The following is a 26,993-nucleotide window of genomic DNA, read 5'->3' as shown; positions in this document are numbered from 1 at the left end:
AAGAAATAAACATAATTGATCTAATAAATTTAGAAATTTCGCAATTTGATTTTTTGTTTTAACAAAAATAAAAACTATTGTTAAAACAAAAAGTGTTAGATTCCTATTAGAATATAACACTTTTCAATAATTTCTTATTTTTTTCTTTTAAACAAGCTTTCCAATTATCATTTCCTCAGAAATTCCTTCAGCATCCGCCTTGTAGTTTTTAATGATTCTATGACGTAATATTCCAACTGCAACCGCTTTTACATCTTCTATATCTGGGGAAAATTTCCCGTAAAATGCAGCATGTGCTTTTGCAGCCAAAATTAAATTCTGTGAAGCTCTAGGTCCTGCCCCCCAATCCAGATAGTTTTTTACAAATTCATTAGAAAGCGCATTATCAGGACGTGTTTTACTTACCAATGTTACTGCATATTCAACAACATTGTCAGCAACCGGAATACGGCGAATTAAATGTTGAAAATCGATAATTTCCTGAGCTGTAAATAATGCGTTTATAGTCACATTTGAATCAGCGGTTGTTTGTTTCACAACCTGAACTTCTTCTTCAAATGAAGGATACTCCAATTTTATAGCAAACATAAATCGATCTAATTGCGCTTCAGGCAAAGGATAAGTTCCTTCTTGCTCAATAGGATTCTGCGTAGCTAATACAAAATAAGGTAAGCTCAATTTATGATTTACTCCAGCAATTGTAACCGAACGTTCCTGCATCGCTTCTAATAATGCCGCTTGTGTTTTTGGAGGAGTTCTATTGATTTCATCAGCTAAGATAATATTCGAAAAAATAGGCCCTTTTATAAATTTGAATTGCCTGTTCTCATCTAATATTTCACTCCCTAATATATCCGAAGGCATCAAATCAGGCGTAAATTGAATTCTTTTAAAATCCAACCCTAAAGCTTGTGCCAAAGTATTTACCAATAAAGTCTTTGCAAGCCCAGGAACTCCCACCAATAAAGCATGGCCTCCTGAAAAAATACAAAGTAAAATCTGATCGACAACAGCTTCTTGACCTACAATAATTTTAGATATTTCTTTCTTTAATTCATTACGTTTTTGAACTAAATTTTGAATAGCTGTTACATCCGACATTTTAATATTTTTTTTAATTAAAAAAGAGTTAGTAATATGAAAACATAAAACTAACTCTTTTTATTTATTTAATGAAAATTATTTTTTAATCCAGTTATTAGCAAAAGGACAATCTTTATATTCATCAACAATCTTTATATAAGTATCCTTTATCTTAACATCAAACCACTTTGCAATCGCTTTGATTTGTTTTTCTTTCAAAGCCAAATCTTTAATTTTAATATAATCCTTAGCATAATCCGCAGTATGCGAATCGATTCTATTTGTCACTACCATTATTTTATAATCTTTCTTACCCTCCTTATCTTCAAGAGACGGCAAAGAAATCTCATTATCTTTCAAATTAGAAACTATTGAATAGATAGAAGGATCCATATTCGTTAGTTCAAAATGTGTATCCTGAGTTTTGGGATTCACCAAAGCACCACCATTAGCCCTTGTTTCTTTTTCATCCGACATTGTTCTAGCTGCCTCAGCAAAAGTAATTTCCTTATCTAGTATCTTTTTTCTAATTAAAGTAATTTTTTCTTTAGCTTCTTTTAATGATTCCTGAGTAACTGCTGGCGAAATTAATATATGTCTCAATTCAATTTCCTGTCCTTTTATTTTCTCTACATAAATAATATGAAAACCAAAAGTAGTTTCAAAAGGTTCTGAAATCTCACCTTCAGCAAGACTAAAAGCTACATCTTTAAACTCTTTTACGAAAGGCGTTTTTCGAGTCATTTTATAATAACCTCCATTTTTACTCGAACCAGGATCTTCAGAATACAAAACGGCCTTAGTCGCAAAACTCGAACCCGCCAAACACTCTGTTCTAAAACCATTCAATTTATCAATGACTTTTTGCTTATCTGCATCGGTAACTTTTGGTTTTATAACGATTTGAGCCACTTCTAATTCGGCACCAAAAACAGGTAAATCTGCAGCAGGTATTTTTTTAAAGAAATCACGAACTTCTTCTGGTGTAATTTCGACTTTCTCAACAATCTTTTTAGTCATTTCACCTGTAAGTTTCTGCTCTTTTAACACATCAAAGAAATAGGTTCTAAATTCTTCTTCTGAATCTTTTTGATAATATTTCACCAATTTATCCATTGTCCCAATTTGTTGCAACATATAATTCAGCCTTTCATCCATCATCCCTTTTACTTCGGCATCACTAACTATAATACTATCTTGCACCGCTTGGTGAGCATATAATTTATCCTCCAATAATTTCCCCAAAACCTGACATCTTGTTACATCTTTCGCAGATCCTCCTTGACTTGTAATTTCTAAAAATCCTTTATCAATATCTGAATCCAATATGATATAATCTCCAACGGTTGCAACAACACCATCAACTTTGAGCTTTTTAGTAGAAGAAACTGGTTCCTTCGCAACTGTAACAACACTATCTTTTATAATTTCTTGAGCATTTACAAAAGTTAACGAAAAAAGCAAAAGAAAAAAAGGCAACATAACTTTATTAGTCATGAATTTTATTTGTGCAATTTTTAAAGGCATTTTTTATTTTTTATATTATTATTATTTCAAAAAGTCTGTTTCAAAAAACGCATCCTATTTAAAAACAAGCTTTTAAAACAAATAAACTATCGAATTAAAACTCCAAAGAATTAAAACGCAATAAATCAGCAAAATACTTACATTTAACTGAACTTATAACCAACAAAAATAACAATTCGAATGCATTAAACAAGTTTCCCAAGTACTATTAACAAAAAATTATTAAGTTGTACTAACAATAATTAGTTAACATTATAAAGAACTATAAATTACCCACAAAAAAACATTAAAAGTCTTATAGAACTATTCATCCACACTACAATTTTAGTCCAATTATCCATTTTTTAAGCAGATAGAAGCCTTGTTTATTACTTCATCATTACTTTTATAAAAACAAAGACAAAAAACAGGACTTCAATTAAAGCTAAAAGCAAAAATAACACTCCAATTTTATCATCTACAATTGCAATTGAACTCAGGTTATGAGCATATTTTTTTTTAATCGCATTTATAAATAGTACTTTTGCAAACTATTGAAATAAAAATATGAGTTTTTTAGAAGAAATACAGAGAAGACGTACGTTTGGGATTATCTCACATCCTGATGCTGGAAAAACAACACTAACAGAAAAATTACTTCTTTTTGGAGGAGCAATTCAAGAAGCTGGTGCTGTAAAAAGTAATAAAATAAAAAAAGGAGCCACGAGTGATTTCATGGAAATCGAGCGTCAGAGAGGGATTTCAGTATCCACATCTGTTTTAGCTTTTAATTATGAAGGGAAAAAGATAAACATTCTCGACACTCCGGGACATAAGGATTTTGCTGAAGACACTTTTAGAACTTTAACTGCTGTTGATAGTGTAATTGTTGTAATTGACGTTGCTAAAGGAGTCGAAGAGCAAACTGAAAAATTAGTTTCAGTATGTAGAATGCGTAAAATCCCAATCATTGTTTTTATCAACAAATTAGATAGAGAAGGTAAAGATGCTTTTGACTTGATGGATGAAGTGGAACAAAAACTGGGATTAACAGTTACTCCCCTTAGTTTTCCTATCGGAATGGGATATGATTTTCAAGGAATTTACAATCTTTGGGAACAAAACATCAACTTATTCAGTGGTGATAGTCGCAAAAATATTGAAGAAACAATCGCTTTCTCTGATGTTCAAAATCCTGAATTAGAAAAAATAATCGGTCAAAAACCTGCAGATCGTCTACGCGAAGAATTAGAATTAATAGACGAAGTGTATCCTAAATTTGATCGTCAAGATTATTTGGACGGTAAATTGCAACCTGTATTTTTCGGATCCGCTTTAAATAATTTTGGAGTTAGAGAATTATTAGATTGCTTTGTAAGCATTGCACCATCTCCAAGACCAAAGGATTCAGAAACCAGATTAGTTGATCCAAAAGAAGAAAAAATGTCTGGATTTGTGTTTAAAATTCACGCTAATATGGATCCAAAACACAGAGATAGATTGGCTTTTATAAAAATCGTTTCTGGTACATTTGAAAGAAACAAACCCTATTACCATGTTCGCCAGAAAAAGAACTTGAAATTCTCAAGTCCAAATGCCTTTTTTGCCGAAAAGAAAGAGATTGTCGACATTTCATATCCTGGTGATATCGTTGGATTGCATGATACTGGAAATTTCAAAATTGGTGATACTTTAACTGAAGGAGAAATCATGAGTTTCAAAGGAATACCAAGTTTCTCTCCAGAACACTTTAGATATATCAATAATGCAGATCCAATGAAAGCCAAACAGCTAGACAAAGGTGTAGATCAGTTGATGGATGAAGGTGTTGCCCAATTATTTACCTTAGAAATGAATAATCGAAAAGTAATTGGAACAGTTGGAGCACTACAATACGAAGTTATTCAATACCGATTGGAACATGAATATGGTGCAAAATGTACTTATGAAAATTTCCCTGTACATAAAGCTTGTTGGGTAAAACCTGATGATGCTAAAAACGAAGAATTCAAAGAATTTAAGCGTATTAAACAGAAATTTTTAGCACATGACAAGTACGGTCAATTAGTATTCCTTGCTGATTCTGATTTTACAATTCAAATGACTCAAAATAAATATCAAAGTGTAAAATTATTTTTCACCTCTGAGTTTGATTAAAGGTTAAAAAACTAAAACAAAAAAAACGCCAATTTAAAAAAATTGGCGTTTTTTATATATACAAATTAAATTCAACCTTAAATACTTGCTAGCAAGATTTAATATTTAGTGCTTTTTTCAAAAGCGTTTTTACCATCAAATGATTTGGTTCTCTGCCCGAAGTCATGAAACTTTTCTTAGAATACATACCGTCATTAGAAAAGCTTTGTCCCACATCTTCTTTCGTTCCCATAAACCACAATATAAAATTCACATTTGAATTTATAACAGAACTGGATACTTTTACCGGATTTTCAATCACAATATTATTATGATTTGTTAATACCTCCTCAGTTGAAATTTGTAAACTTTCCTTTTGTCCAAAAACTGTAGTACTCGAAAAAAAAGTAATCAAAACCACAATAAATAAAAAACTTCTATTATTTTGAAACGCATTAAAAATTTTGCTCATCCGAATTATTTTCCAATATGTTATGTTACATATTCAGGGCGCGAAAGTAAATGAATAGTTAAGTGAGAAAAAAAATAGTCGTTTAAGTACATATAAAGTCGTTTAAGTACACAAACCAATATGACGCGTAACAAAATAATAACATTAGAGAAAAAAAACAGCAAAAAAAAAGACTCCATTTCTGGAGTCTTTAAATATAAAATTATGCTTGCCCTGCGGGACCAAAATTTAATGGAATTGGAGGTTGTTCACCCTCTTTTATTTCACCATGCGCTAATTCAAAACGATGAACATTTTCACCAATTGCTTTGAGTAATCTTTTAGCGTGTTGTGGTGTTAAAACAATCCTTGATTTTACTTTAGCCTTAGGAACACCAGGCATAATACAAACAAAATCTAATACAAATTCAGATGAAGAATGATTAATTATAGCCAAATTGGAATAAATTCCTTCAGCTATTTTTTCATCCAATTCAATATTAATCTGTTCTTGTTGTTGGTTAGAATTGCTCATAAAATTTAAATTTTTTCAATACTCTCTCTCTACTTTCGCAGAGAGAGAACATTGAGGAAAGAATTAATAAATATACTCTTCTTTATTTGCCATCATATCATTATAGTCTTCTCTAGATCCTACAATTGCATTATCATATTCTCTCATACCAGTACCAGCAGGGATTCTATGACCAACAATTACATTTTCTTTTAATCCTTCTAAGAAATCAACTTTACCTGCAACAGCAGCTTCGTTTAATACTTTTGTTGTTTCTTGGAAAGAAGCAGCAGAAATAAATGATTTAGTTTGAAGAGAAGCTCTAGTAATACCTTGTAAAACTGGAGTTGCAGTAGCCGTAATTACATCACGTGCAGCAACAAGATTTTTATCAGTACGTTTCAATAATGAATTTTCATCACGCAATTGACGTGGTGTAATGATTTGACCAGCTTTCAACACACTTGAATCTCCAGCATCTTCAACCACTTTCATTCCGTATAACTTATCGTTTTCAACAATAAAGTCTTTAGTATGAATCAATTGATCTTCTAAGAACAAAGTATCTCCTGGATCTTGAACTCTAACTTTACGCATCATTTGACGTATCACTACCTCAAAGTGCTTATCGTTAATTTTCACCCCTTGAAGACGGTATACCTCTTGAATTTCATTAACCAAGTACTGTTGAACAGCAGCAGGGCCTTGAATTCTCAAAATATCATCTGGAGTAATAGCTCCATCTGACAATGGTACACCAGCTCTTACGAAGTCATTTTCTTGAACTAAAATTTGACTTGATAATTTAACCAAGTATTTTCTAACATCACCAAATTTAGACTCAATAACGATTTCACGGTTACCTCTTTTGATTTTTCCAAAAGAAACTACACCATCAATCTCAGAAACTACAGCTGGGTTCGAAGGATTACGAGCCTCTAACAACTCAGTAATTCTAGGAAGACCTCCTGTAATATCCCCAGATTTAGAAGAACGACGAGGAATTTTAACTAAAACTTTACCAGCTTTAATTTTCTCTCCGTTTTCTACCATCAAGTGAGCTCCAACTGGTAAGTTGTAAGAACGGATCAATTCACCTTCTTTACCGTAAACCAATAAAGTTGGAATTAATTTTTTGTTTCTTGATTCAGAAATTACTTTTTCTTGGAAACCAGTTTGCTCATCAATTTCAACCATGAACGATTGTCCTTGCTCTAAATCTTCATAAGCAATTTTACCAGTAAACTCAGAAACGATAACTCCATTATATGGATCCCATTTACAAATCACAGTTCCTTTAGCTACAGAATCACCATCATTTACAAAGATGCTAGAACCGTAAGGAATGTTGTTTGTACTTAATAGAATTCCTGTTTTTTCGTCAATCAATTTCAATTCAGTAGAACGAGAAACTACAATATCAACTGCATTTCCTTCTCCATCTTCTCCTTTTACAGTTTTTAAATCTTCAATTTCTAATTTACCTGCAAAACGAGTTACAATACTAGATTCTTCAGAAATACCTCCTGCAACCCCTCCAACGTGGAAAGTACGTAATGTCAACTGTGTACCTGGCTCCCCAATAGACTGTGCTGCAATTACACCAACTGCCTCACCTCTTTGAGTCATTTTACCAGTAGCTAAGTTTCTACCGTAACATTTAGCACAAATACCTTTAGTCGCCTCACAAACAAGTGGTGAACGTACTTCAACTTTCTCCACTGGAGAAGCTTCAATACCTTTAACTAATGCTTCAGTGATTTGAGTACCAGCATGAACTAAAATCTCACTTGTTAAAGGATTAATTACATCTTGCAATGCAACACGTCCTAAAATTCTTTCACCTAATGATTCAACAATTTCCTCATTTTTCTTCAAAGCAGAAACTTCAATACCTCTAAGAGTACCACAATCCTCGATATTAACAATAACATCTTGAGAAACATCATGTAATCTTCTAGTTAAGTATCCAGCATCAGCTGTTTTCAAAGCCGTATCCGCAAGACCTTTACGAGCACCGTGAGTAGAGATAAAGTACTCAAGGATCGAAAGACCTTCCTTAAAGTTAGAAAGAATTGGGTTTTCAATAATTTCACCACCACCAGCAGTAGATTTTTTAGGCTTAGCCATCAAACCACGCATACCAGTTAACTGACGAATTTGTTCTTTGGAACCCCTCGCTCCAGAATCAAGCATCATATACACAGAGTTGAAACCTTGCTGGTCTTCTCTAATGTTTTTCATTGCTAACTCTGTTAATTGAGCATTTGCTGAAGTCCATACGTCAATAACTTGGTTGTAACGTTCGTTATTGGTAATAAGACCCATGTTATAGTTTGCAGAAATACCTTCAACTTGCTCTCTAGCATCTGCAATTAATTTTGGTTTTTGTTCTGGGATTCTAATATCACCAAGAGAGAATGATAATCCTCCTTTAAATGCGAATTTATACCCCATATCTTTCATATTGTCCAAGAAAGCCGCAGTTTCAGGAACACTAGTAGAACTCAATACGTGCCCAATAATGTCTCTAAGGTTTTTCTTAGTCAATACGTCATTGATATATCCAGCTGCTTCAGGTACTACTTCATTAAATAATACACGTCCAGCAGTAGTTTGAATAATTTTATAAACTAACTGACCTTCTTCATTAAAATCTTTTGCTCTAATTTTCACTTGAGCATTCAATTCTAATCTTCCTTCATTTAAAGCGATATTAACCTCTTCAGCAGAATAGAAAGTAATTCCTTGCCCTAAAATAGTTTTCTCAGGTGTAGACAAACGCTCTTTGGTCATATAATAAAGACCAAGTACCATGTCTTGAGAAGGTACAGTAATCGGAGCACCATTTGCAGGATTCAAGATATTATGAGAAGCCAACATTAACAATTGTGCTTCCAAAATAGCCTCTGGTCCTAATGGTAAGTGAACCGCCATTTGATCCCCATCAAAATCCGCATTAAATGCAGTACAAACTAAAGGGTGCAATTGGATTGCTTTTCCTTCAATTAATTTTGGTTGGAATGCTTGAATACCTAATCTGTGCAAAGTAGGAGCACGGTTTAGTAATACTGGGTGTCCTTTAATTACATTTTCAAGGATATCCCAAACTACTGGCTCTTTTTTGTCAATTATTTTCTTAGCAGATTTTACTGTTTTTACAATTCCTCTTTCTATCAATTTACGGATAACAAAAGGTTTGTATAATTCAGCTGCCATATCTTTTGGCAAACCACATTCAAACAATTTCAATTCTGGTCCAACAACAATTACCGAACGAGCAGAATAATCCACACGTTTTCCAAGTAAGTTTTGACGGAAACGTCCTTGTTTACCTTTTAACGAATCAGATAATGATTTCAAAGGTCTGTTTGATTCTGTTTTTACTGCAGATGCTTTACGAGTATTATCGAAAAGTGAATCTACAGATTCTTGCAACATACGTTTTTCGTTACGAAGGATTACTTCAGGAGCTTTAATCTCGATTAATCTTTTCAAACGGTTGTTACGGATGATTACACGACGGTATAAATCATTCAAATCCGAAGTTGCGAAACGACCTCCATCAAGAGGCACAAGAGGACGCAATTCTGGTGGAATTACCGGAATCACTTTCATAATCATCCATTCAGGACGATTTTCTCTGTTCAAAGTAGACTCACGGAAAGATTCTACAACTTGTAGTCTCTTTAACGCTTCAGTTTTTCTTTGTTTTGATGTTTCGTTATTAGCTTTATGTCTTAAGTCATATGATAATTCGTCAAGATCAATACGTGCCAATAAATCCATAATACACTCTGCTCCCATTTTGGCAACAAATTTATTAGGATCAAAATCATCTAAATATTGATTGTCTGCAGGAAGAGTATCTAAAATATTCAAATATTCTTCTTCAGTTAAGAAATCTAATCTTTGGATAGATTCACCATCCGCATTTTTAGCAATACCTGCCTGAATAACTACGTATCTCTCGTAGTAGATAATCATATCTAATTTCTTAGATGGCAAACCAAGGATATAACCAATTTTATTAGGAAGAGAACGGAAGTACCAAATGTGAGCAATTGGCACAACAAGGTTGATATGCCCTACTCTATCTCTACGTACTTTTTTCTCAGTAACTTCTACACCACAACGGTCACAGATGATTCCTTTGTAACGTATTCTTTTGTATTTACCACAAGCACATTCAAAATCTTTAACTGGTCCAAAAATTCTTTCGCAGAAAAGACCATCACGCTCTGGTTTGTGAGTTCTGTAGTTGATAGTTTCTGGCTTTAACACCTCACCTCTTGACTCTTTCAATATTGATTCTGGCGAAGCCAATCCAATTGAAATTTTGTCAAACCTTTTTACAGGATTCTTATCTTTATTATTATTTCTATTATTCATCATAGTTTTTACTATTGATTTATTTGCAATTAAAAATTGATTTTAAACGTTGCATTACAACATTTCTACCTCGGATTACTTCTCTAAACTTCAAACAAATTTTTGAAGTGCTAATTATAGGCCATAGCGTATAAAAAATCGGAACGGGTTACGGGTCTAAATCCTAAAAACTCTTTTAAATGCCAAAATAGAGACGTTGCAGTGCAACATCTCTACTGTGACAAAATTTTATTTATTCTTCTAAACGAAGATCAAGTCCAAGACCTTTCAATTCATGCATTAATACATTGAATGATTCTGGTAATCCTGGTTCTGGCATAGACTCACCTTTTACGATTGCCTCGTAAGTTTTGGCTCTACCTATAACATCATCAGACTTAACAGTTAAGATTTCACGAAGTGTACTTGATGCTCCATAAGCTTCAAGTGCCCAAACCTCCATCTCTCCAAAACGCTGACCTCCAAATTGAGCTTTACCTCCAAGTGGTTGTTGTGTAATCAACGAGTATGGACCGATAGAACGTGCGTGCATCTTATCATCAACCATGTGTCCTAATTTCAACATATAAATAACTCCAACAGTTGCTGCTTGGTGGAAACGTTCTCCAGTACCTCCATCATAAAGATGTGTATGTCCAAAACGTGGTACTCCAGCTTCGTCAGTCAATTCGTTGATTTGATCAAGAGAAGCTCCGTCAAAAATTGGAGTAGCAAATTTTCTACCCAAATTCATACCAGCCCAACCTAAAACTGTTTCATAGATTTGTCCAATGTTCATACGCGAAGGTACCCCAAGTGGGTTCAACACAATATCAACTGGTGTTCCATCTTCAAGGAAAGGCATATCTTCATGACGAACGATACGAGCAACAATACCTTTGTTACCGTGACGTCCTGCCATTTTATCCCCAACTTTCAGTTTACGTTTTTTAGCAATATATACTTTAGCTAATTTCAAGATTCCAGATGGCAACTCATCACCAACCGTAATTGTGAATTTCTCTCTACGTAAAGAACCTTGTAAGTCGTTCAATTTAATTTTATAGTTATGAATTAAATCATTAACCATTTTATTAGTTACATCATCAGCAACCCATTGACCTTTACTTAAGTGAGCGAAATCTTCAACAGCATAAAGCATTTTTTGAGTATATTTTTTACCTTTTGGTAAAACTTCTTCACCCAAATCATTCATTACACCTTGAGAAGTTTTTCCATTTACGATATTGAAAAGTTTCTCAATCAATCTATCTTTAAGCTCAACAAACTTCACTTCAAACTCCATTTCAAGTGCTCCTAAAGCATCTTTATCTTGAGTACGTTTACGTTTGTCTTTTACTGCTCTTGCAAATAATTTTTTATCTAAAACTACACCATGTAAAGAAGGAGAAGCTTTCAATGAAGCGTCTTTTACGTCACCTGCTTTATCCCCGAAGATTGCGCGAAGCAATTTTTCTTCCGGAGTAGGATCTGATTCTCCTTTTGGAGTGATTTTTCCGATAAGAATATCACCAGGTTTAACCTCGGCACCAATTCTAATCATACCATTTTCATCTAAATCTTTAGTAGCTTCTTCAGAAACGTTTGGTATATCATTCGTTAACTCTTCATTACCTAATTTAGTATCTCTTACCTCTAATGAGTAATCGTCTACGTGGATTGAAGTAAAGATATCGTCACGAACCACTTTTTCAGAAATTACAATCGCATCCTCGAAGTTGTATCCTTTCCATGGCATAAATGCAACTTTAAGGTTTCTACCTAAAGCTAATTCTCCATTTTGAGTAGCATATCCTTCAGACAATACTTGACCAGGAATCACTCTATCCCCTTTTCTTACGATAGGTTTAAGGTTGATACTTGTTCCTTGATTGGTTTTTCTAAATTTAATTAAGTTGTATGTTTTATCATCAGATTCAAAACTTACCATTCTTTCTTCCTCAGAACGATCGTATTTGATAGTGATGATATTTGCATCAACGTATTCTACAACTCCATTTCCTTCTGCGTTAATTAAAACTCTAGAATCTGAAGCCACTTGACGCTCTAAACCAGTTCCAACGATTGGAGCTTCAGGACGAATTAATGGTACGGCCTGACGCATCATATTAGATCCCATCAAGGCTCTATTCGCATCATCATGTTCCAAGAAAGGAATCAAAGATGCAGAAATCGAAGCAATTTGATTTGGAGCAACGTCTGTATAATGTACTTGAGAAGGGTCAATTACTGGGAAGTCACCTTCTTGACGCGCAATTACGTTTTCGGCAGTGATTTTACCTGTATCATCCATTTTAATGTTTGCTTGCGCAATTAACATTCCTTCTTCTTCTTCAGCACTTAAATATATAGGAGTAGATTCTAAATCAACAACTCCATTAGTTACTTTACGGTAAGGTGTTTCGATGAAACCCATTCCGTTAACTTTAGCATAAACTCCAAGAGAAGAAATCAAACCAATGTTTGGTCCCTCAGGAGTTTCAATTGGACATAAACGTCCGTAGTGCGTATAGTGAACGTCACGAACCTCAAATCCAGCTCTTTCTCTCGAAAGTCCACCTGGTCCAAGTGCAGATAATCTTCTTTTGTGCGTAATCTCAGCCAATGGATTCGTTTGATCCATAAATTGAGATAACTGGTTTGTTCCAAAGAAAGAGTTGATAACAGATGATAATGTTTTAGCATTAATCAAATCTATTGGTGTAAACACCTCGTTATCTCTAACGTTCATACGCTCTCTAATGGTTCTAGCCATACGTGCTAAACCAACACCGAATTGTTGAGACAATTGTTCTCCAACTGTTCTAACACGACGGTTTGATAAGTGATCAATATCATCAATCTCCGCTTTAGAGTTGATCAATTCAATCAAATACTTAACAATAGTAATGATATCTTCTTTGGTAAGCACTTGCTTTTCCATTGGAGTATCAAGACCAAGTTTTTTGTTTATTCTATAACGACCTACTTCACCTAAGTTGTAACGTTGGTCAGAGAAGAACAATTTATCGATAATACCACGAGCAGTTTCTTCATCAGGCGGTTCTGCGTTACGCAATTGTCTGTAGATATGCTCAACAGCTTCTTTTTCAGAGTTTGTTGGATCTTTTTGTAATGTATTATGAATGATAGAATAATCAACAAGATTATTATCTTCTTTATGCAACAAAATAGATTTAACGTTTGAATCGATGATTTCTTCAACATTATCTTTGTCGATAATAGTATCTCTATCAAGGATTATTTCGTTACGTTCGATAGAAACAACTTCGCCAGTATCTTCATCAACGAAATCTTCATGCCATGTATTTAAAACACGAGCAGCTAATTTTCTACCAATATATTTTTTAAGTCCTGTTTTAGAAACTTTAATTTCCTCAGCTAGGTCGAAAATCTCTAGGATATCCTTATCTCTTTCGAACCCAATTGCACGGAATAAAGTAGTTACAGGTAATTTTTTCTTTCTGTCGATATAAGCATACATTACGCTATTGATATCTGTAGAAAATTCTATCCAAGATCCTTTAAAAGGAATTACTCTCGCAGAATATAATTTTGTTCCATTGGCATGGAAAGATTGTCCAAAGAAAACCCCAGGAGAACGGTGCAATTGAGAAACAACAACACGTTCAGCACCATTGATTACAAAAGTACCACTAGGAGTCATGTAAGGAATTGTTCCAAGATAAACATCCTGAACAATAGTTTCAAAATCTTCGTGTTCTGGATCTGTACAATATAGTTTTAACCTTGCTTTTAATGGCACACTATATGTAAGACCTCTTTCGATACATTCTTGAATGGTGTAACGTGGCGGATCTACAAAATAATCCAGGAATTCCAATACAAAGTTATTTCTTGTATCTGTAATTGGGAAGTTTTCCATGAAGGTGTTGTATAACCCTTCGTCGCCTCTTTCGTCAGATTTGGTTTCCAATTGGAAGAAATCTTTAAACGATTTTACCTGAACATCCAAAAAGTCTGGATATTGAGGTATGTTTTTTGTTGAGGCAAAATTCAATCTTTCAGTTTGATTTGATATCATCAATTGACAAAATTTTGATTAAAAAAAAGTAATTTTTTGTGTGAATACACTCTGTAATGTATACTTTCTTTTATGATCAATACATCTTAAAAATAAACCAGTATCTGTAAATTTTTTTCTTCGTATTGACTAAAAGCTATTTCGTATTTAAAACTCTTTAAGATAACTTTTAGAGTACAATTTAATTATACGAAAAATGGTTTAGGTCTTTGGACATACATCCAAGACCTAAACCTATTCTCTAAAGCGAGTTGAATTATTTTAACTCAACAACAGCTCCAGCTTCTTCTAAAGATTTTTTAAGACCTTCAGCCTCTTCTTTAGTTACACCTTCTTTAACGTTACTTGGAGCACCGTCAACTACATCTTTAGCTTCTTTCAAACCTAAACCTGTAAGTTCTTTAACTAATTTTACTACAGCTAATTTAGAAGCACCAGCTTCTTTCAATACTACAGTAAATTCAGTTTGAACATCTTCAGCAGCAGCTTCTCCACCACCTGAAACTACTACAGCTGCAGCAGCTGGTTCGATTCCGTATTCATCTTTTAATATTGTTGCTAATTCGTTAACTTCTTTTACAGTTAAATTAACTAATTGTTCTGCGAATTGTTTCAAATCTGCCATTTTTTCTATCGTTTTAAAATGATTTGTAAAAATATAATTTATTTATTGTGCGCTATTTTAAGCAACAAGGAAACCAAATTCCCTGTTTTGAGTATTAAGCTTCAGCCTCTTCGCTGTTAGCGAATTGGTTTTGTAAAGCAGAAATAACTCTTTGAGCTGGTGATTGTAATAATCCAATGATTTCACCGATAAGCTCTTCTTTAGATTTAATAGTTGCTAATGCATCTAATTGATCATCACCAAGGTAAATTTCAGAATTGATATAAGCTCCTTTTAATACAGGTTTTGCTGATTTTTTTCTAAAATCTTTGATAATTTTTCCAGGTGCGTTTGCAACATCTGAAATAAATATAGCACTATTACCTGTCAATACAGAAGGTAAATCTCCATAATCATTATCTGAAGCTTCCATTGCTTTTACAAGCAAAGTGTTTTTTACCACCTCTAATTTAATACCTGCTTTAAAACAAGCTCTTCTCAAGTTTGAAGTTGTTTCTGCGTCTAACCCAGAAATATCAGATACATAAATTATGTTTGTACCAGCTAACTGTGCAGTTAAATCTTCAATCGCGATTGATTTTTCTTCTCTAGTCATACTAAAAATTATTAACTACCAATTATACTGCTTTAGGGTCCAATGCAATTGCAGGACTCATAGTGCTTGTAAGGTGAATACCTTTAATGTAGGTACCTTTAGCAGCAGTTGGTTTAAGTTTGATTAATGTTTGAATAATTTCGTGTGCATTGTCATAAATTTGCTCAGCTCCAAAAGAAACTTTACCAATTCCTGCATGTACGATACCAGTTTTATCAACTTTAAAGTCAATTTTACCAGCTTTTACCTCTGCAACAGCTTTAGCAACATCCATAGTTACTGTACCAGTTTTAGGGTTAGGCATTAAACCTCTAGGTCCTAAAATACGACCTAATGGACCTAATTTACCCATTACAGCAGGCATAGTGATGATAACATCAACATCTGTCCAACCGTCTTTAATTTTTTGTAAATAATCGTCAAGACCTACATAGTCTGCTCCAGCTTCTTTAGCTTCCGCTTCTTTATCTGGAGTAACTAATGCTAATACTTTAACATCTTTACCAGTACCGTGAGGCAATGTTACTACACCTCTTACCATTTGATTCGCTTTTCTTGGATCTACACCCAAACGAACTGCGATATCAACAGACTCATCAAATTTTGCAGAAGCAATAACTTTAATCAATGCAGCTGCATCTTTCAAAGAGTATAATTTGTTCTTTTCAATTTTTGAAGCAGCCTCTTTTTGCTTTTTTGTCAATTTTGCCATGTCTTTCTCTTAATTAAAAAGGAGAATCTCCTGATACAGTTATACCCATAGATCTAGCTGTTCCAGCAATCATGCTCATAGCAGATTCGATTGTGAATGCATTTAAATCTACCATTTTATCTTCAGCAATTGCTTTGATAACATCCCAAGTAACGCTAGCTACTTTTTTACGATTTGGTTCACCTGATCCGGACTTTAGCTTTGCAGCTTCCAATAACTGGACAGCCGCTGGAGGAGTCTTTACAACAAAATCAAATGATTTGTCTTTATACACAGTAATTTGTACTGGGCATATTTTGCCGGGTTTATCTTGAGTTCTAGCATTAAATTGCTTACAGAATTCCATGATGTTTACCCCAGCAGCTCCTAAAGCAGGTCCAACCGGTGGCGACGGGTTCGCAGCACCTCCCTTAACTTGTAGTTTAACTACCTTACTAATTTCTTTAGCCATTTTTAAAAAATTTAACACGACAATCATTGGAAGCGATTGCAGTGGTTATTATAGATGTAACAAAAATTATACTTTCTCAACTTGCATAAAACTCAATTCTAAAGGTGTTTTTCTTCCGAAAATTTTCACCATTACTTCAAGTTTACGCTTTTCTTCATTTATTTTTTCAACTGTACCATTAAAGCCATTAAAAGGACCATCGATCACTTTAATAGTTTCACCTAAGTTGAAAGGAATTGAACGAGTATCTGTATTTACAGCTAACTCATCAACTTTACCTAACATTCTATTTACTTCTGACATTCTTAACGGAACTGGCTCTCCACCTTTTGTTTCGCCTAAGAAACCAATAACACTTGTGATAGACTTGATAATATGAGGAATTTCTCCAACCAAATTGGCTTCCAACATAACATATCCAGGAAAATATACTTTATCTTTTGATAATTTTTTACCTTCTTTTACAGTAACTACTTTTTCAGTAGGCACAAGAACTTGCGAAACATAGTCACTCATTCCCAAACGAGCTATTTCTGTTTCAATATAAGCTTTCACTTTATTTTCTTGTCCGCTTACCGCACGAACGACATACCACTTTTTTATATTATTATCAGCCATTACAAAAAATTATGCTTTTATCCAGTTAAAAAATACAGCTAATGTTTTTGCACATACTTCATCTACTCCCCATGTTGCTAAAGCAAATACCACTGAAAATACAGCAACAACAATCGTAAGACGTTGCACTTCAGCCCATTCCGGCCAAGTTACATTTGATTTTAATTCCTCAAATGATTCTGATATGTAATTAACAACTTTTGTCATAGTGATTAGTTTATTTTGCACGGGCGGAGGGATTCGAACCCCCATCAACGGTTTTGGAGACCGCTATTCTACCCTTGAACTACGCCCGTAGTTAATAAAAACCAGTGTCATCAAAACGACACTGGTTTTGGTATTTATATAGTATTAAGCTACAATTTCAGTTACCTGACCTGCACCTACAGTTCTACCACCTTCACGGATAGCGAAACGTAAACCTACGCTCATTGCGATTGGGCTTAACAAAGAAACATTAATAGTTAAGTTGTCTCCTGGCATTACCATCTCTACTCCTTCTGGTAAAGTAATAACTCCTGTTACGTCAGTTGTACGTACATAGAACTGTGGACGGTAGTTATTATGGAATGGAGTATGACGCCCACCTTCTTCTTTTTTCAAGATATAAACCTCAGCTTTGAAAGTAGCGTGTGGTTTTACTGATCCTGGCTTAATGATAACCATTCCTCTTTTGATAGATTCTTTATCAATACCTCTTAACAATAAACCTACGTTATCTCCAGCTTCACCTCTATCAAGGATTTTACGGAACATCTCAACTCCTGTAATAGTAGAAGTCAATTTTTCAGCTCCCATACCAATGATTTCAACAGCATCTCCTGTATTAGCAATACCAGTTTCGATACGACCTGTAGCAACAGTTCCACGACCTGTAATTGTAAATACATCTTCAACTGGCATCAAGAATGGTTTTTCAGTATCACGGATTGGCTCTTCGATCCAGTTGTCAACAGCTTCCATTAATTCAAGAATTTTAGGAACCCATGCAGCATCATTATTCAATCCTCCTAAAGCAGAACCTTGGATAACTGGACAGTTGTCACCATCATATTCGTAGAAAGACAATAAGTCTCTGATTTCCATTTCAACTAATTCCAATAACTCAGCATCATCAACCATATCCACTTTATTCATGAAAACTACCATTCTAGGAATACCTACTTGGCGACCTAAAAGGATGTGCTCACGTGTTTGTGGCATTGGTCCGTCAGTTGCAGCTACAACAAGGATAGCACCGTCCATTTGAGCAGCACCAGTAACCATGTTTTTTACGTAATCCGCGTGACCTGGACAGTCAACGTGTGCGTAGTGACGGTTAGCAGTTTCGTACTCAACGTGTGATGTATTAATAGTAATACCTCTTTCTTTTTCTTCAGGAGCATTATCAATTTGATCAAATGATTTTGCTTGACAGTAACCAGCATCAGATAACACTTTTGTGATTGCTGCTGTTAAAGTAGTTTTACCGTGATCTACGTGTCCGATCGTACCAATATTTAAGTGTGGTTTCGAACGGTTAAAGGTTTCTTTTGCCATTTTACTTAATTTTTAATCTAGTTTATATATTTATTTCAATTTCCTACTTACTTGAGCCAACTACGGGAATTGAACCCGTGACCTCTTCCTTACCAAGGAAGCACTCTACCCCTGAGCTAAGTCGGCAGAATCCTTGTTAAGGATTTAAGATTTTCAATTCAGCATTCTAAATCTCAAATCTATTTTGTGGGGAGAGCAGGATTCGAACCTGCGAAGTTCACACAGCAGATTTACAGTCTGCCCTCGTTGGCCGCTTGAGTATCTCCCCTTTTTTTTATCAATAAAACCATGAACTATTCCAAATCGCGTTGGAAAAAAGAGCCGGCGGAGGGACTCGAACCCACGACCTGCTGATTACAAATCAGCTGCTCTAGCCAACTGAGCTACGCTGGCGAAATCAATAAAAAAAGTCCGCTATTTCTAACGGACTGCAAATGTAGAGATTTTATCTTTTAATCAAAACATTTTTTGAAAAAAAATTTAATTAAATATGAGTTCTTAACTTTTCTTTACGTTTTACCAGTAATCGCTCCAGAGATTCCGCTGCTTGTTCTACTGCTTCTTCAAAGGATTTACATTGTTTTTCAACCAAAAAATCATCTCCAGGCACATTAATCTTTATTTCAACATTTTTATTCTCCTTCTCACTTGTCTTTTCCACCTTTAAAAAAACATCCGAAGAAACAACTTTGTCATAATATTTTTCCAACTTATCCATTCTTTCTTGAACGAAATCTACTAGCTTTTTGTCAACTGCAAAGTTAACCGCATGAACATTTACCTTCATAATCAATATTTTTAATTGTTAAACCCATTCAAAATCATTTTTTATTCCTAGGATGCGCCTCTTGATACACTTTTTTTAGTTCAAACAAACTACTATGTGTGTATACCTGAGTAGAAGCAAGACTAGAGTGCCCCAATAACTCTTTAACTGAGTTTAAATCAGCACCATTATTCAATAAGTGAGTAGCAAACGTATGCCTTAATATATGAGGACTTTTTTTCACTTTCTCAGAAACAGTACTAAAGTAAGAATTTATTAATCGATACACAAAAGAATCATTCAATTTTAACCCTTTTTTTGTTAGAAAAAAATAGTCTCCATCCACCATCGTTTCCAACAAGGAACGCTCTCCAACATACAACTGCAACTGCTTCAATACTATAGGCAAAACTGGCAAAATACGCTCTTTATTCCTTTTTCCCAACACCTTTAAAGTACCATTTCCTATATTGATATTAGAATATTTTAATTGAATAAGCTCCGCCCTTCGTATTCCAGAAGTATAAAACAACTCAACTATAAGTTTATCTCTTACCTCCTCAAAACCTTCAGGAATTGAATTCCGAGACAAGGCTTCAACCAATTCTTTTTCTGAAAAAGGAATCTGAAGTTTTTTTTCCGTTTTCAAAGCTTTATGCTTCAACAACGGATTAACCTGAATTTGTTTGATTTTTAAAAGAAATTTATAAAACGCTTTTAAGGAAGCTATTTTTCTATTAACAGTAGTATTTGAAACACCATCATCAACAAGTGTAACAATCCAACTCCTAATTTGACTGTAATTAACCCGCTCAACAGTATCTTGCTCAAAACACTCCTTATTAAACACCTCAAAATACGAGATATCATTTAAGTAAGCATTTACAGTATGTGGAGAATATTTTTTTTCGAGTTGCAGATAATTTCTAAATGCCTCTTTATTATTTGTAGTCATAAAAAAACCGTTAGCATCAAAGTTAAGAAACTTTAATTACTAACGGTAATTTATTTTAAAATGCAATGACAGTATTAGATGTTCTCGATACTATCTCTCATATTTTGAATATAAGCTGCTTTTTGGAATTTCATTCTATTGATAACTGATGGCTTAATAAAAGCAGTACGCGCTCTTAATTGTCTTACAGTTCCAGTTTTATCGAATTTTCTTTTGTAGCGCTTAAGTGCTCTATCGATATTTTCTCCGTCTTTAATTGGTATAATTAACATAATTTTATCACCCCCTTTCGTTAAGTCGGCAAAATTAAACATTATTTTGAATTCTGAGCAATTAATTTTTATTTTTTTCGAATTTATTTTACAAAACCAAAAAAAACAGAATTAAATTTGAAAAGCCTTGACCCGCGTGAAGGGTAGAAGCTAGCTACCGAAGTAGCGCGGATGACCTGACAGCTTACTAATAAAGGGGCGAATAAGCGCAAACAAAATTTGCCCCTTTATTAGTATGGTGGCACGCCCAACTATTTACTTTAATAAATTCCTTGAAATTACAAGTTTCTGAATTTCGGTAGTACCCTCGCCTATGGTGCATAATTTTGAATCTCTATAGAATTTTTCTACTGGATAATCTTTGGTATATCCATAACCCCCATGTATTTGAACAGCATCATTGGCAACTTTTACACAAACTTCAGAAGAATACATTTTTGCCATTGCTCCTAATGTAGTTACAGGCCTGTGTTTTTCTTTAAGAAAAGCTGCTTTATGCAACAACAATTCCGATGCTTCAATTTCGGTAGCCATATCGGCTAGTTTAAACGAAATTGCTTGAAAATCTGATATAGGTTTCCCAAATTGATGTCTTTCTTTAGAATATTTCAAAGCTGCTTCATAAGCTCCCTTGGCAATTCCCAAAGACAAAGCTCCAATTGAAATTCGGCCTCCATCCAAGATTTTCATAGCCTGAACAAATCCTTGCCCAACTTCACCCAATCTATTAGCATCTGGAACACGGCAATTATCAAAAATTAATTCAGCTGTTTCGCTGGCACGCATTCCTAATTTATTTTCTTTTTTTCCTGAAGTAAATCCTGGCATTCCTTTTTCAAAGACAAATGCAGTCATTCCTTTTGAATCTCCTTTTTTGCCAGTACGAACAATTACTACCGCGATATCTCCAGAAATAGCGTGAGTAATAAAGTTTTTAGCGCCATTTACAACCCAAAAATCTCCATCACGAACAGCTGTTGTATTCATTCCACCAGCATCAGAACCTGTGTTATGTTCGGTTAAACCCCATGCGCCTATATGCTCGGCTGTAGCTAATTTTGGAATCCATTTTTTCTTTTGTTCTTCGTTTCCAAAAGTTAAAATATGATTGGTACATAAAGAATTGTGAGCTGCAACTGATAATCCAATAGAAGGATCTACTTTTGAAATTTCCTCTACAACAGTAATATATTCATGATAACCTAATCCAGATCCACCTAATTCAGTTGGAACTAAAACTCCCATAAAACCCATTTCCCCTAATTTTTTAAATAATTCAGTTGGAAAAATTTGGGCCTCATCCCATTCCATTATATAAGGTCTTATGTTTTTCTCTGCAAAATCCTTTATAGATTGCGCTATTAAAGATTGTGTTTCGTTATAATCAAAATTCATCGTAGCTATCATTAACATTAAAAGCTCAAATATAAGGTAATAAAACTTGCTTTATCAACAGGAAAACCGTTAATCTTTATCAAATCATCAATGTTTTTAAAATCACCATTCATACTTCTATATTTTACAATCTGTCTAGCAAGATCATATTTAAAATAAAAAAACTGAGAAAGTTCTTTTAAAGAAGCATTATTAATATCGATTTTGCTTAAATTAGGGAGTTTGGCAACAACAAAGTGCTTGTTTAAATTTAGAATTACTTCTGGAGATACTCCCCAAACGTCTTTCAATTGTTCCATCGATACAAATCCACCCAATTTATCTTTTTGGGTTAAAATCCTAAGCGATATTATCTCTCCTATTCCATTAACCTTAATTAAATCTTGTTGAGTAGCTTGGTTAATATCCATCACAGCTATCTTTTCCTTTTTAGCGAAAGCCGATTTTGAAAAATCTTTATAGTGATTATTCTCCTTTTTATGATTCACCCAATCTGGAAATTTAAAAAAGGGAGCAATAGCATTCAAAAGTGAATCTGAAACTTTGGTTACGTTTTGAAACTCTTTAGCGGAATTAACATATTTATTCTCTTTCCTAAAAGCCAGAAGCCGGTCAATTTCTTCAACAGTCATTCCTAATTTATATCCTTTATAGTCAGAAATAAAATTTGGATTAAATGGATACCTCTTAGGTCTTTCATTAGATTTTTCTATTTTTAACGAATCAACTTCAGCCTGCAAAGACAACCACTGTTGCTTATCCAAATTATTTTCTCGAATTGGATTGAAATCAATAAAAAAATAAACCAATTGCAAAACAATAATAATTCCAAAAAACAAGAAGAGTCCTGTTCTTTGCTGATTAGTAAATTTAAAATATCTTGTTTGCACTCTAAAATTCATTTTTAAAACATTTATTATTCTCATCCAGAATCTAAATTAAGCTAAAAAAAATCATTTTATTAAGAAAATTATCAAATATCTACCCTCATTGATAATTATTTATTTTATCTTTAAAAACAATTTATTATAACGAATTTCTTGGCATACAGCGCAATTTGCACCATTATCTTTAAAGTTTTGAAGATTTTATAACTTAAAAGGAGATAATTGTTTTTATTATTTACAAAAAACGATACATTTGAAGCTTAATAACAATTAACCTAAATATAATATGTCTATTTGGAAAAGAAAACCGCTGGCACAACTATTAGCTGAAGCCGCAGATTCTGAAAAAGGATTAAAAAGAACATTAACTGCTTGGTCCTTAATTGCATTAGGTATAGGTGCTATTATCGGTGCTGGACTATTTGTAAGAACGGCTACAGCTGCAGCACAAAATGCAGGTCCATCTGTAACTATAGCTTTTATTGTTGCTGCCGTTGGTTGCGCTTTAGCTGGATTATGCTATGCTGAACTATCTTCTTCTATTCCAATCTCCGGAAGTGCATATACCTACACTTATGCCACTATGGGTGAATTTTTAGCATGGATTATTGGTTGGGATTTAATACTTGAATATGCAGTTGGTGCTGCTACGGTAGGAATCGCTTGGAGTGAATATCTGAATAATTTACTGGTCAATGTTTTACATGTGAGTCCAATTCCATTTGAATACTCACATTCGCCGTTTCAAACTTCAGCAGAAGGAGTGAGTGGAATAATCAATTTACCTGCTTTATTTATAGTTGGTATTATTAGCTTACTTTTAATAAAAGGAATTCAAGAATCAGCTTTTGTTAATGGGATAATCGTAGTTGTTAAAGTAATTATTGTAATCTTAATTATAGTTATCGGTTGGAATTTTGTTAATCCTGCAAATCATACACCTTATATTCCACAACCTTCAATCTTTACAGATGAGCATGGAGTTGGTCATAGTTATGGAGGAATTATGGGAATCTTAGGAGCAGCTGGAACTGTTTTCTTTGCCTTTATTGGTTTTGATGCTGTAAGTACAGCAGCTCAGGAAACAAAAAACCCAAAGAAAAATATGCCAATTGGAATATTAGGATCACTAGCCGTATGTACCGTTTTATATATTCTTTTTGCTCATGTTTTAACTGGTCTTGAACCGGTAGAATTTTTCAGAACAGAAGGAAAAGAAGCTTCAGTAGCATTAGCTATTAAAAATGCAATGGGAGCTAATTACGAATGGTTAGGTCAATTTGTAACTGTAGCAATTCTTGCAGGATTTTCTTCTGTTATATTAGTAATGTTATTGGGACAATCAAGAGTTTTTTACTCAATGGGTAAAGATGGTTTACTTCCTAAATCATTTAGTACATTACACTCAAAATATAAAACACCTTATAAAGCTAACATAGCGATATTGATAATCGTAGGTTCATTTGCCGCATTCATTCCTGGAGACATCGTGGGTGACATGACCAGTATAGGAACTTTATTTGCCTTTGTATTAGTTTGTATTTCGGTAATTATTTTAAGAAAAAAAGAACCTAATATGATTCGCGAATTCAAAACTCCATGGGTTCCTTTTGTTCCATTATTAGGCGTTGCAGTATGTTTTGCGATGATGTATGGCTTAGGCTGGACAAACTGGTTAAGACTTTTTGCCTGGATGGCACTTGGAGTAATATTCTATTTTTCTTATGGTAAGAAACACAGTGTACTAAACAATCCAGAAAAATAATTTTTCCCTATAAATCAAAAAAGGATTATAGAGTAACAATACTTTATAATCCTTTTTTTTATTCTAATAATTTTTTACAAATCAAAAACAGAAGTTCGTTTGGCTCTTACTAAATCTTTCAACTTAATCCAAAAAGCCAAAGTCAGATAAACTCCAAATCCTAAACCAGCAGTTACAAAAGAAATATAAATAAAAAACAAGCGAACGTTTGTCACGCGCATTCCCATTTTATCTGCCAATCGGGATGACACATGAAAGCCGTACTTTTCTAAAAAGAACTTCAATCGTATTACTGCACGCATAATTTTGAGCTATTTATTTAAACAAAACTACAAAATTTATAATTTAACAAATCAATAATTTTTTAATAACTCCATTCCGATAGCGCAATCTAAGCACTTACTCTTATTACAATACTCGTTTTTGAGTTCTAATAATGATTGTGTTTCAAATGCATTTTTGGCTTTTATTCCAAATGAACTGAATTTTTCAACTATCGAATTGTTTTCGGGTTCTACATCATTTAAAACAGTTATTAAATCTTCTGAGGCCTCTTTACCCATACTTTTTGCATAGGCAAATTGAAGCGGAATAATAGTATTCAAAATCAACAAATCGATAAAAGACTTAGATAATTGTTTCTTTTTCTTAGGACTTTCTTTATCGAATTGATAATGGGTTTCCCAATACGGTGTAACCGAAACATTAAAAATTTCATAAATGCTATCAACTACATTTAAGCCGTTTATTTTCGAAAATAGATTTTGCTGTTTATGAAATAAGTTAGCCAATTGTGAAAGCCGAATCGTTGGAAAATTATCAGGTCTATGCTTAAAAAACTGTACCGGTTCTATAAAGTTTTTTTCAATTTGATATTTATGAAGCAAATAAAAATACCTAAATTTCAAATCTTTAAAATAAGTATCCTCTTTCTCAGCATCCAATAATCCAGCTGCTCCAAATAATAAAGCTTCGAGATTTTCGACTTCAAAACATTCTTTTCGAATTACTGAAAACGGTATAGATTTAGCAATTTTAAGAAACGTTTCACCATTAGTATTCAATCCGAAATTTTTAGCTAGATGACAAAACAAAACGGTTTCCCAATCGTTGTTTGTACTCTCTAATAATTCTAATATTGGTTTTGATTTTCTTTCTAGGCGCTCAAAAAACAATCGCTCTTTCCAATTATTTAAAGTGAATTCTGGAATCTCTTTTAATTGCTTTTCGCAAAAAATCCAAGATTTAGGAGTAACTAGTTTTTGATAGTTATTTAGGGTCGTCGAACTAATATAATTTTTTAGTTCCAAAACAGGAATCTCTGAATTATCACTTCTAAAAATTTCTGAATCATGTTCCCAAACGACATGTAGAATTACATTTTCATAACCAGCATCTTTCTCATGATGATGTACATACCAATCAGATGACTTTAGGTGAATTTCGACATTTCCTGCCCATTTTTGATTTCCAATTGTAATTTGTGCATTGAAAAAATCGGGACCAGCCAATTCTAAATACTGTCCTACATTACTGATCGTGATTTCCTCTTGATTGCATGTTTTTAGATGTAAAGTATCAAACTTTTTGAACTTCCAGAGATAATGGAGAAAATCTTCTTTCATGTTTTTCTGTCTTTAGAATTATTAGACGCCTGTCTAACAATCTAAAGTAATAAAAAAAAGAAAAATTAACCTACAAAAATTAAAAAAGAATACAATTACTACAAATAAAACAAAATACTATCTAAGTAAATACAATTTTGCACAAGCAATCGCATCCGATAAAGCTTCATGATGATTGAGTTCGATCTTCATTGCTTTACAGCAGTCGCTTAAAGTTGTTGGTTTCAAACCTTTGGATTTGTATATTTTTACGGTGCATTCCCAACGAGAACCAATATTCAAATCCTCGTAATTCAGCCCGTAAAGCGCCATAGATTTAGATAAAACATTTCTATCGAAACTTTCATTATGCGCAACTACAACTCTGTTTTGAAGTCTTTTTTTAATTTCAGGAAAAACTTCTAAAAAGGTTTTAGCATTTGCAGTATCTCTCGGATAAATGCCATGCACCCGAATAGTATAAGGATTGTATACATTGTTTGGAGGCTTGATTAAAGTAACAAACTTATCTACAATCACACCATTTTCTACAGTTACAATTCCAACCGAACAAGGATGGTAAGCAGTTGCAGTTTCAAAATCTATAGCGGTAAAAGTCATAGCTGTCTTTAAATTTGCAAATTAAAATTTGAGGTTTAAAACTTTATAATTTGCGTTGTAA

Annotated in this window: 23 protein-coding genes and 4 tRNA genes; 2 read left to right on the top strand and 25 right to left on the bottom strand. The window is 33.6% G+C overall.

The window, feature by feature from the left end; all coding sequences use genetic code 11:
• Positions 1-147: 147 nt before the first annotated feature.
• Both ACUN3A_RS13390 and ACUN3A_RS13385 read right to left on the bottom strand, forming a co-directional pair.
• Complete coding sequence (locus ACUN3A_RS13390; RefSeq protein WP_445551778.1) at positions 148-1,101, bottom strand: AAA family ATPase; 954 nt, start codon at positions 1,099-1,101, stop codon at positions 148-150.
• 78 nt (positions 1,102-1,179) lie between these two features.
• Entirely contained in the window at positions 1,180-2,610 is a 1,431-nt protein-coding gene (locus tag ACUN3A_RS13385; RefSeq protein ID WP_445551777.1) for a peptidylprolyl isomerase, read from the bottom strand.
• Between the two features lie 546 nt (positions 2,611-3,156).
• Here ACUN3A_RS13385 and ACUN3A_RS13380 point away from each other — a divergent pair.
• Positions 3,157-4,746, top strand: a complete 1,590-nt coding sequence (locus ACUN3A_RS13380) for a peptide chain release factor 3 (RefSeq protein ID WP_445551776.1) — start codon at positions 3,157-3,159, stop codon at positions 4,744-4,746.
• 88 nt (positions 4,747-4,834) lie between these two features.
• On the opposite strand, the gene ACUN3A_RS13375 is transcribed toward ACUN3A_RS13380, so the two are convergent.
• The 20 genes from ACUN3A_RS13375 to ACUN3A_RS13280 form a co-directional block, all read right to left on the bottom strand.
• Positions 4,835-5,197, bottom strand: a complete 363-nt coding sequence (locus ACUN3A_RS13375; protein ID WP_445551775.1) for a hypothetical protein — start codon at positions 5,195-5,197, stop codon at positions 4,835-4,837.
• Positions 5,198-5,399: 202 nt separating this feature from the next.
• Positions 5,400-5,711, bottom strand: coding sequence for a DUF3467 domain-containing protein (locus tag ACUN3A_RS13370; protein ID WP_445551774.1), 312 nt, complete (start codon positions 5,709-5,711; stop codon positions 5,400-5,402).
• Between the two features lie 63 nt (positions 5,712-5,774).
• Positions 5,775-10,085: a DNA-directed RNA polymerase subunit beta' gene (gene rpoC / locus ACUN3A_RS13365; RefSeq protein WP_445551773.1), complete on the bottom strand. Its 4,311-nt coding sequence runs from the start codon at positions 10,083-10,085 to the stop codon at positions 5,775-5,777.
• Positions 10,086-10,314: 229 nt separating this feature from the next.
• Entirely contained in the window at positions 10,315-14,127 is a 3,813-nt protein-coding gene (gene rpoB, locus ACUN3A_RS13360; protein ID WP_445551772.1) for a DNA-directed RNA polymerase subunit beta, read from the bottom strand.
• Between the two features lie 256 nt (positions 14,128-14,383).
• Positions 14,384-14,752, bottom strand: coding sequence for a 50S ribosomal protein L7/L12 (rplL, locus tag ACUN3A_RS13355; protein ID WP_445551771.1), 369 nt, complete (start codon positions 14,750-14,752; stop codon positions 14,384-14,386).
• Between the two features lie 94 nt (positions 14,753-14,846).
• A complete protein-coding gene (gene rplJ, locus ACUN3A_RS13350; RefSeq protein WP_445551770.1) occupies positions 14,847-15,347 on the bottom strand; it encodes a 50S ribosomal protein L10 in 501 nt (166 codons plus the stop codon).
• Between the two features lie 22 nt (positions 15,348-15,369).
• A complete protein-coding gene (gene rplA, locus ACUN3A_RS13345; RefSeq protein ID WP_007807440.1) occupies positions 15,370-16,059 on the bottom strand; it encodes a 50S ribosomal protein L1 in 690 nt (229 codons plus the stop codon).
• 13 nt (positions 16,060-16,072) lie between these two features.
• The gene (gene rplK, locus ACUN3A_RS13340; protein ID WP_035639405.1) at positions 16,073-16,510 is read right to left on the bottom strand and encodes a 50S ribosomal protein L11; all 438 of its coding nucleotides are present in this window, start codon (positions 16,508-16,510) and stop codon (positions 16,073-16,075) included.
• A 66-nt stretch (positions 16,511-16,576) separates the two neighbouring features.
• A complete protein-coding gene (gene nusG, locus ACUN3A_RS13335) occupies positions 16,577-17,128 on the bottom strand; it encodes a transcription termination/antitermination protein NusG (RefSeq protein WP_077370832.1) in 552 nt (183 codons plus the stop codon).
• Positions 17,129-17,137: 9 nt separating this feature from the next.
• Entirely contained in the window at positions 17,138-17,335 is a 198-nt protein-coding gene (gene secE, locus ACUN3A_RS13330; RefSeq protein ID WP_100431801.1) for a preprotein translocase subunit SecE, read from the bottom strand.
• Positions 17,336-17,353: 18 nt separating this feature from the next.
• Positions 17,354-17,424, bottom strand: a tRNA-Trp gene (locus ACUN3A_RS13325).
• Positions 17,425-17,479: 55 nt separating this feature from the next.
• On the bottom strand, positions 17,480-18,667 hold the full coding sequence (gene tuf, locus ACUN3A_RS13320; protein ID WP_445551769.1) for an elongation factor Tu: 1,188 nt from the start codon (positions 18,665-18,667) through the stop codon (positions 17,480-17,482).
• A gap of 54 nt (positions 18,668-18,721) precedes the next feature.
• Positions 18,722-18,793: transfer RNA gene (locus ACUN3A_RS13315), tRNA-Thr, on the bottom strand.
• Positions 18,794-18,854: 61 nt separating this feature from the next.
• Positions 18,855-18,935, bottom strand: a tRNA-Tyr gene (locus ACUN3A_RS13310).
• 51 nt (positions 18,936-18,986) lie between these two features.
• A tRNA-Thr gene (locus ACUN3A_RS13305) sits at positions 18,987-19,060 on the bottom strand.
• A gap of 91 nt (positions 19,061-19,151) precedes the next feature.
• Entirely contained in the window at positions 19,152-19,454 is a 303-nt protein-coding gene (gene hpf / locus ACUN3A_RS13300; RefSeq protein WP_445551768.1) for a ribosome hibernation-promoting factor, HPF/YfiA family, read from the bottom strand.
• 34 nt (positions 19,455-19,488) lie between these two features.
• Positions 19,489-20,388, bottom strand: coding sequence for a tyrosine-type recombinase/integrase (locus ACUN3A_RS13295; RefSeq protein WP_445551767.1), 900 nt, complete (start codon positions 20,386-20,388; stop codon positions 19,489-19,491).
• A gap of 74 nt (positions 20,389-20,462) precedes the next feature.
• Complete coding sequence (rpsU, locus tag ACUN3A_RS13290; RefSeq protein ID WP_100431805.1) at positions 20,463-20,660, bottom strand: 30S ribosomal protein S21; 198 nt, start codon at positions 20,658-20,660, stop codon at positions 20,463-20,465.
• 255 nt (positions 20,661-20,915) lie between these two features.
• Complete coding sequence (locus ACUN3A_RS13285; protein WP_445551766.1) at positions 20,916-22,055, bottom strand: acyl-CoA dehydrogenase family protein; 1,140 nt, start codon at positions 22,053-22,055, stop codon at positions 20,916-20,918.
• A 17-nt stretch (positions 22,056-22,072) separates the two neighbouring features.
• On the bottom strand, positions 22,073-22,819 hold the full coding sequence (locus ACUN3A_RS13280) for a ComEA family DNA-binding protein (RefSeq protein WP_445551765.1): 747 nt from the start codon (positions 22,817-22,819) through the stop codon (positions 22,073-22,075).
• Between the two features lie 409 nt (positions 22,820-23,228).
• Here ACUN3A_RS13280 and ACUN3A_RS13275 point away from each other — a divergent pair, with 409 nt between their 5' ends.
• Complete coding sequence (locus tag ACUN3A_RS13275) at positions 23,229-24,707, top strand: amino acid permease (protein WP_445551764.1); 1,479 nt, start codon at positions 23,229-23,231, stop codon at positions 24,705-24,707.
• Positions 24,708-24,781: 74 nt separating this feature from the next.
• Here the strand turns inward: ACUN3A_RS13275 and ACUN3A_RS13270 are convergent, their stop codons facing one another.
• The 3 genes from ACUN3A_RS13270 to ACUN3A_RS13260 all read right to left on the bottom strand — a co-directional run bounded on the left by ACUN3A_RS13270 (position 24,782) and on the right by ACUN3A_RS13260 (position 26,932).
• On the bottom strand, positions 24,782-25,009 hold the full coding sequence (locus tag ACUN3A_RS13270) for a PspC domain-containing protein (RefSeq protein WP_445551763.1): 228 nt from the start codon (positions 25,007-25,009) through the stop codon (positions 24,782-24,784).
• Between the two features lie 51 nt (positions 25,010-25,060).
• Positions 25,061-26,332 carry a DUF2851 family protein gene (locus ACUN3A_RS13265; protein WP_445551762.1) on the bottom strand — a complete coding sequence of 424 codons (1,272 nt, stop codon included), beginning with the start codon at positions 26,330-26,332 and terminating at the stop codon, positions 25,061-25,063.
• A gap of 117 nt (positions 26,333-26,449) precedes the next feature.
• Entirely contained in the window at positions 26,450-26,932 is a 483-nt protein-coding gene (locus tag ACUN3A_RS13260; protein ID WP_445551761.1) for a 3'-5' exonuclease, read from the bottom strand.
• Between the last annotated feature and the right edge of the window lie 61 nt (positions 26,933-26,993).

The organism is Flavobacterium sp. WC2509 (assembly GCF_052683105.1).
Note: the sequence above shows the minus strand (reverse complement) of the source record. Positions and strands in the feature narration are given on the sequence as shown.